The organism is Microcoleus sp. D2_18a_B4, from assembly GCF_036702475.1.
Classification (GTDB): domain Bacteria; phylum Cyanobacteriota; class Cyanobacteriia; order Cyanobacteriales; family Microcoleaceae; genus Microcoleus.
This window is the reverse complement of the sequence record NZ_JAUBTL010000113.1, coordinates 1-8,409: the sequence shown is the minus strand read 5'-3', so window position 1 is coordinate 8,409 and position 8,409 is coordinate 1. Positions and strand designations below refer to the sequence as shown.

3 protein-coding genes are annotated in these 8,409 nt (G+C 42.7%); 1 reads left to right on the top strand and 2 read right to left on the bottom strand.

Translation table 11 applies throughout. The features are described 5' to 3' along the window. Nucleotides 1–1,905 (top strand): CHAT domain-containing protein (locus QUB04_RS31845; RefSeq protein ID WP_333290667.1); only part of this gene is annotated, 1,905 nt, incomplete at its 5' end. 260 nt (nucleotides 1,906–2,165) lie between these two features. Here QUB04_RS31845 and QUB04_RS31840 read toward each other — a convergent pair. Together QUB04_RS31840 and QUB04_RS31835 are read right to left on the bottom strand one after the other, a co-directional pair. Next, nucleotides 2,166–7,418, bottom strand: a complete 5,253-nt coding sequence (locus QUB04_RS31840) for an AAA family ATPase (RefSeq protein ID WP_333290666.1) — start codon at nucleotides 7,416–7,418, stop codon at nucleotides 2,166–2,168. Between the two features lie 332 nt (nucleotides 7,419–7,750). Beyond that, nucleotides 7,751–8,164, bottom strand: a complete 414-nt coding sequence (locus QUB04_RS31835) for a hypothetical protein (RefSeq protein WP_333290665.1) — start codon at nucleotides 8,162–8,164, stop codon at nucleotides 7,751–7,753. Nucleotides 8,165–8,409: the final 245 nt, after the last annotated feature.

Sequence of the window (8,409 nt, the reverse complement as noted above, 5' to 3'; positions counted from 1 at the left end):
ACTCCGAGTATCACTCCACCTCCGGTAGTAACTCCGACTCCCACTCCGGTGGTAACTCCACCTCCGGTAGTAACTCCGACTCCCACTCCGAGTATCACTCCACCTCCGGTAGTAACTCCGACTCCCACTCCGGTGGTAACTCCACCTCCGGTAGTAACTCCGACTCCCACTCCGAGTATCACTCCACCTCCGGTAGTAACTCCGACTCCCACTCCGGTGGTAACTCCACCTCCGGTAGTAACTCCGACTCCCACTCCGAGTATCACTCCACCTCCGGTAGTAACTCCGACTCCCACTCCGGTGGTAACTCCACCTCCGGTAGTAACTCCCACTCCCACTCCGGTGGTAACTCCACCTCCGGTAGTAACTCCCACTCCGATCGATCCTACGGAAATACAAGTGCCCGCACCTGTCCTCACACCAAAATCGCCCACAGCCGCCGATACACCCACACCCGAACCGTCAACCTCCGATGAACAAGACTTTAAACGCCCCGAAATTCGATCGCTAGACAATCTCGGTGTTGCTGCTGCCGATCATCGAATTTTAACCCTCGATCCAAGTATCACCAGTCAATTACCCGCTGGCATCGTAGCCTCTTCACTCGCATCCCAACAAGCACCAACAGTTAACCCTACTTCTAATTTAGTTCTGGGATATGTTCCGTCTCCCGATCGACTTTTTGAAGGTAACGACATACAGAAAACAGTCTGGGGAATCGAAGAAATGAGGAATCAAGAATTTGCCGAATACCTGGGGGTAGAAGCCAACCTCCTACAGGAAAAAACCTTGATTTCGACATCCCAACAAACTTTACAAAATATCGAACAGCAAACCGGCAAGCGGTCTGGTATTATCTACATGGTCTCGCGAGAAGATCGACTGGAACTAATTTTAGTTCCTCCCGTCGGGATGCCGATTCACTACAGCGTCCCCGAAGCCAACAGAGCAGCTCTTTTCCCCACCGTGCAGGAGTTGCGCGCTGAAATCACCAATCCCGCAAAACGCGATAGTACGACTTATCTACCCGCCGCTCAGCAACTATATAAATGGGCGATCGCACCCCTAGAAAAAGACTTAGAAAACTTAGGAATTCAAACTTTATTACTGTCAGTCGATGCGGGATTGCGAAGCCTGCCCTTTGCCGCTTTGCACGACGGTAAAGGCTTCTTGATTGAAAAATACAGTTTTAGCCTAATTCCGAGTTTTAGTTCGACTAATACCGATTATAAAGCTGTTAGAGACGCCACAGTGCTAGCAATGGGAAGGTCAGAATTTGTTGACCAACAGCCCTTGCCCAGTGTGCCGATCGAACTGCAGGCGATTTCGGCTCAGTGGCAGAGCCCATCTTTCCTCAATTCCACTTTCACTATAGATAATCTCAACTCCGAACACGCCAAGGGAGGATTTCGGATCGTTCACCTAGCAACTCACGCTGAATTCAAACCGGGAAAAGCGAGCAATTCCTACATTCAAATGTGGAATTCCAAATTGCAGCTCGATCACATGGAGAGTTTGAATTGGGGCAATCCGCAGGTAGACTTGTTAGTATTAAGTGCTTGTAGAACTGCTGTGGGCGATCGGGAAGCAGAGTTAGGTTTTGGAGGTTTAGCAGTAAAATCCGGCGCCAAATCTGCTTTAGGGAGTTTGTGGTATGTTGATGATGGAGGCACTTTGGGGCTGATGAGCGAATTTTACCATCAGTTGCGAGGAACCACAACTAAAGCAGAAGCTTTGCAACTGGCTCAACAAGCAATAATGTCCGGTAAAGTGCGGCTGGAAAACGGACAGCTAGTAACAACAGGCGGCAAGTTAAATTTACCTGCTCATTTACAACAAGGAAACCAAAATTTTTCTCATCCTTACTATTGGAGTAGTTTCACCATGATCGGAAGCCCTTGGTAAGCTGCCATATTTTATACCAAATCCGGTTGAAATATCCCGTTTATATTATGTCCGGTCGATTCCCTCCGCTTCGCTTCGCCCGAAATCAGGTAGGGGCGGGTAAACCTGCCAATATCTGCCAATAATTGACAATCTCAAAAACCCGCCCGGCCGGGATATTATGGTCAATCGCTCGGACATGATATTATTCTTTAGTCCGCGCCGTCGGGCTTTAGTTGTGTAGTAGCGGTTTCAACCGCCCAACTCGCGAGAAAAAAGTTCTATTTCTGCTTCATCACCACCAAAGTAATATCATCCAAAACCTTCATAGCGCCAATATACTGCCGGACATGCTTAATCACAGCTTCCCGAATTTCGTGGGCACAGCGGTGACGATTTTCAACCACCACTTGCCACAACCTCTTTAATCCGTACTGCGCTTTATTAATATCTAAAGCTTCAGGAATTCCATCAGTATAAAGCACCACCACATCCCCAGGATTTAACTGCACTTCTGCTTGAGCAATAAACTCGCCAATCTCTTCTACTAAGCCAATGGGAAAGCCTAAATCCATCGTGTCTATGCGCTCCAATTTTCCATCAGCGCGCACCACAATCATTTCCTCATGTTGTCCGCTTAATTTCAGGACACCTCCGGCATAGTCTAAGATAGCTAGAGACATATTTCTAGAGGAGTCCAGGCGCTGGAGATTATCATAAAGAGTCTGGTTGAGGACATCCAAAAACTTCACGGGATCTGTTTCGTTCATTTTCTGAAGCGTCCTGACAGCCGTTTGTGCCATAATCATCAACACGCCGCTTTCTAAACCGTGTCCCGTGACATCGCCAATGCTAATTTTTACTTTGCCATCTTGTTGCAATACATCGTAGTAATCGCCGCCAACTTCGTCAGCAGGTTCCATGAAACCAGCTATTTCTAAGCCTTCAATTGCTGCGAATTCTGACGGTTTTGGCAACACCATTTGTTGCAGTTGTTTGACTATATCGAGTTCTGCACTCATGCGGATATTTTCGGCTTTTAATTTCTGATTCAGGGTGCTAATTTCTTGATTCGCTTCAGCTAGTTGAGCCGTGCGTTCTTGAACTTTATCTTCTAAGTTTTGATAGAGGCGGGCATTTTCGATCGAAATAGCGGCTTGGGAGGATAGAACCTTAAGGACTTCTAAACGCTTGCTCGTAAAGGCTCCTACTGTCAAGTTATTTTCTAAATACAGAATCCCAATCAGTTTCCCTTGATTAATAATAGGAGCGCATAAGACTGACTTAGGCTGATTTTTTATAATATAGGGTTCGCTACTAAAAACTCCTTCGTTAGTAGCATCCGATAAAACGACATCTTCTTGAGTCCTCGCCACATATTGGATGACACCTAGCGGCAGCTTTTCGCTAGTTTCAATGTTGATTGACTGTAAAACTGTGACTTGTTCTGAATCAACAGAACCTTCAGCTTCAATCAGCAATCTTTTCTGAGATTCTAAAATCAGAAAACCCACTTGCGCCCCGGCATTTTCAATCAAAATTTTCATCAATTTTGGTAGTAGTTGCTCTAGGAAAATTGCCCCAGAAATCGCTTGGGAGGCTTTGATGACTGTCGCGAAATCTAAAGCAATGTCCGAGCTTGTGGTAGTTTGTATTTGGGTTAAAGTCGTAGGCGCGTCTGTAATGCGAGTAGCTGCCGAAGATTTAGTTTGTAACTGCGGATATCTTGATTCCAAATCCTCAACTTTTGCCCAAGCTTGCCAGCGAGTATAGCTATAGTATGTCTCTTGCAAATAGGTTTGGGCAATTTTTTCCATACCACTTGCGAGATAAAATTCAGCCGCCAACTCATAAGCCAGGGCTTCATCTTGAATATATCCGTTATCTCTAGCACCTTTGAGCGAGCGTTCGTAAAGTTCTGCGGCTTGCCAATTCTGACGTAATACTCTCGCTTTTTCAGCCTCCACTAGGTCGTATTTGTGCTGAAAATTCGCTGGGGAAAAATTAGCCCATTGCTTCATTTGTTCCTGGTTTAATTCTACTTGGTGTAAGCTGGCAGACCGAGCTGGATAATACTGAGCGAGCCAGGCAAGAGAATAGTAAAAATTATGAATGGCTACATACATAAATCCCATAACAGAATCTATATATTCTGCTGCTACAAGCGCATTACTCACTGCCTCAATATAGTTTTTGAAACAGTAAGAAATAGATAGTTTAGCAATGTAAACAATACAAATTAAAGTGCGATTATTTGCTGCTAATAAACGGGGAACTATCTCATCCTCATTAAAACTTGCACCCACCAAACGAGATTGAATGATCTCTCTCCCCAAAAGATTCAAATTAACTTGTCGCCATATATTAGTTTGGTAGATAGCATATTCCTGTTTTAGCTTTAGCAATAGATTGGAGTATTGCTGCATTTTAGACTCGACAACTTCGAGGCGCTCTCCCGTCAAAAACAAATTAACGCAATAATCCTTAATACAATAACAGGCATATTCATTGTCTCCAGTATCAAGTCCACTTTGAATTCCCTCTAGGAGAATGGCAATACTATTTCGGGCTGGTTCTTTCCAGTGTCTGACTAGAGCGCAAAATAAGTTATAAACTTTGGCTTTTAGTTCTTTGGCATGATATTTATCTACTAATTTCATGGCTAATTGTCCGGCGTGATATCCAGTTTCTATCTTGCCTTGTGCCGAACAGATAGCAGCATACCAAACATAGGCATAAGCAGCCAAAGCTGAATAACCTTTTTGAATTGTTAGCTTAACCATTGTCAAGACAATTGACAGTAAAATTTCTGGTTTAGCAAAATAAGCTGATGGACAGATAGCCATCAAAATTCGCATGACGGCTAACTTATCTGCATCCGTCATTTCTGAAAAGTTTTCTAATTCTGTTAATGTTGGTAATTCAATCTCAATATCTTCGCCAGTTGCCAGATAAATTCCTAATAATTCCACTGCATCTAAACCAGTTTCTAGTGCCTTAATAGGCTGATTTCGAGCAGTATAATTTTGAATGATTAGTTCGTAAGCCTTCACTTTGTCTAGCTGATTTTTGGCTTTTTCTAAAATGACTTCAGCTAATGTTTCCGAACGAGCAAAGAGAGTGTTTAAATATTGTACTTCTACAGCTTCTTCATAAAGTGTGAGAGTTAGTTCGTATACGGAAATCCAACTTTCTTCTGCTAAGAGTTTCAACCCTATATCCAAATATTGAACTGCTGCACTGTAAGCTGTTGCTGTCTTTGCTTTACGACCAGCAAGCAAATTTAATTTGGCAATTTCATCTCGTTCTTGTTGTTGGGTAATAAGTTCCAAACCTATATTGAAATGATCGACGATCGTAAAGATTTTTTCGGATAATATTTCCGGCGAAAGATTTTGTCGAAGTAGACGGCCTATTTGTAAGTGAATAGCTTTTTTATCGGATTCTTTGATTAAGCTATAAGCTGCTTGTTGGATGCGATCGTGTCCAAACTTATAATTTTGAATTAATAATCGTTCGTCTAATTCGGATAAAGTAATAATTAACTCCGCTCTAATTGCTGGCTTAATGTCTGAGAAAACTTCTTCTAGCGATCGAGCGCAAATAATTGATAGAGTATGTAAGTCAAATTCTGAGCCAACACAAGCTGCCAAGCGCAACACCTGCTGAGTCGCTTCCGGCAATTTCTTGAGTTTACCAAGCATTAACTCGACCACATGATCTGTGATACCTATCGCTTCAATTTGAGGAATATCCCATTGCCAGGTGCGGGCCTTAAAGTCGAAATTCAGCAGTCTTTCTGCATATAATGTTTTCAGGAATTCATGAACAAAAAAAGGATTACCCTCGGTTTTTTTTAGGATTAATTCTGCGAAAGGTTGTAAGTCTGATCGAGCGCTATGTAGTGTATCGGCAAGGAGTTGGTTGATATTTTCTAGTGCTAAAGGTGCTAGAGTAATTTTATTGACTGTTAACTCTTCTGAACGGATATCTTCCAGAGTCATCATTAGTGGGTGTTCGATTGTGACTTCGTTATCTCGATACGCCCCGATAATCAATAAATATTGAGTATCTGCATCCGTCATCATCAGTTGAATTAATTTTAGAGTGGCAGAATCGGCCCACTGCAAATCGTCCAGAAAGATGACCAAAGGATGCTCAACAGAACAAAACACCCGTATGAAGTTACCAAAAACGAAATTAAAGCGATTTTGTGATTCGATTGCTCCTAACTCTGCTAAAACAGGCTGTTTGCCAACAATTAATTCCACTTCTGGAATCAAATCAATAATTACTTGACCGTTATCGCCCAAAGCCTCTAAAAGTTTTTCTCGCCATCGATTAAGCTGTAATTCACTTTCTGTTAACAGTTGCCGCACTAATCCCTTAAAAGCGCTAACTACAGCGGAGTAAGGAATACTTTTTTGAAATTGGTCAAATTTGCCGGCAGTGAAATAGCCGCGCCGTCGGGTATTTGGTTTGTGAATTTCGGCTATTAGAGATGATTTGCCAATACCAGAATAACCCGCCACCAACATCATTTCTATTTGGGATTGGGCATTGTCCGCTACTCGCTCAAATGCTTTTAGTAGTGCTTCTACTTCGGCTTCGCGTCCGTAGAGCTTTTGGGGAATTTGAAACTGGTCGGAAATGTCTTGAGTCCCTAAAGAGAAATCAGATATATTTCCTGTGGTTTGTAACTGATGCAAACATTCTGCTAAATCATTTTTGATTCCGAAACCACTTTGGTATCGCTCCTCAGCGGTTTTTGCCATCAGTTTCATTACAATATCTGACAGGGCCTGGGGAATTTCTGGATTAATTTGATGAGGAGAAATTGGCACTTTAGCAATATGACAATGCACTAACTCCAGGGCATCATTTGTTTCAAAAGGGAGTTGGCCTGTCAGTAACTCATAGAAAGTGACACCGAGAGAGTAAAAGTCGGTGCGGTAATCTAGGGAACGATTCATTCTTCCTGTTTGTTCAGGTGAAATATAAGCTAAAGTACCTTCTAAGACGTTAGGATTTTTGACGGTAGGATTTTCGCGGGTGAATTTAGTAGAAATACCAAAGTCTATAATTTTGAGTTGCCCGATTTCTGGGTTGAAAACAATATTGCTAGGGTTAATATCTTTGTGAACAATATTCGCAGCGTGAATACTGCTTAGAATTTCAGCCGTTTTAATAGCAATGCTCAGAAATTCCTGTAGGGGTAATACTCCCGTGCCTGATTCCCTACGCTCATCCATCAACTGTTTTAAAGATGACGCGCCAAAATCCTCAAGGATGATACACAGGGTTCTCTGATAGGGTTTTAATTCATAAGCTTTAATTACTCCATCTAGATTCAGATTTCGGGTAATTTCATATTCCTGCTTATAGCGAACCAGTTCGGAGGGGGTAGGATAGTCTTCTTTGAGGAATTTAAGGATGACGGCTTGGTTGTCCTGTTGGCGGATGCCTCGATAGATAGTGGAGTTGGTACTTTCGTAGATTTGAGTGAGAATTTGGTAGCCATTAATCTCGATCATTTTCAGGTTTCAATGATAGAAGAAAATGTTATTAAAGATAGTCAGCAATCATTAGGGTAGAGCGGACTGATCCATTATAGTAGCTGAGGATGCTTTGATACCCATGCTAAAGGTGAAATCTTCACATTAATATACTGTCGCACATCCTCTATCACAGATTACCTGATCGCAAAAGCAGGTAACTTTCATTACCTGCTAATTTACAACAAGAAAAACAATAGTTTTCCGATATTTATTGCTGGAGTATTTTCACGGTGAGATTTTTTTTGTAATTCCCATATTTTCAGTAGCAAATCTGTTCGTTAAACAATCATCTCAAACCCGCAGATGCTCTATCTAGGGTTGATTGCTCTCGGATTTGGTGCCGCAGTTCCGTAATTGACTCGACAGCCGATATTGAACAAACTTGAACTGCACTCAAGAGGGACAATCTGCTGATCGAGGAGGGCGCTGCAACTGACATACTCGTCATTATTAGTATCTCTTACCATACATTCGATCGGGTTAGCTCCCGATCGCGCCGCCCAACTCTTCATACCTACGACTGCAATGTTATGCTGCCAGTAGAAAGCAAATAGCGACACTGCAAACAGTACAGCAACTGCTAATCCTGCTTTCAACTTCCAACTATTTAGGACGTTTCCCAAACTATTTTTCACGTTTTCCACCCCAGAAATTGAGCTTTCGGTAGTTATTTCTGGAGTTGTCAAGTTTGTTTGTGTTTGTTCGGCTGGAATTTCAGACATAATGTATCTCCTGTGATTGCTGGGACTTGGCTAATCTGGCAGTTGCGATCGCTATTGCAAACTTTATCAAATTTTAGCAAAACTAGCCTGTACCGACAACCGATTGGGGCAGCACCGCCGGGGAAGTATGTATATTGACCAAGTGCGATCCGCTTCGTTGGCGTAGCCCCCGTAGATACTGTCTTGAACTGTCAAGGGGTAGCAAGTAAATAATTGGGGTCGAAAGGCTTTTGGGACTTTAAAAT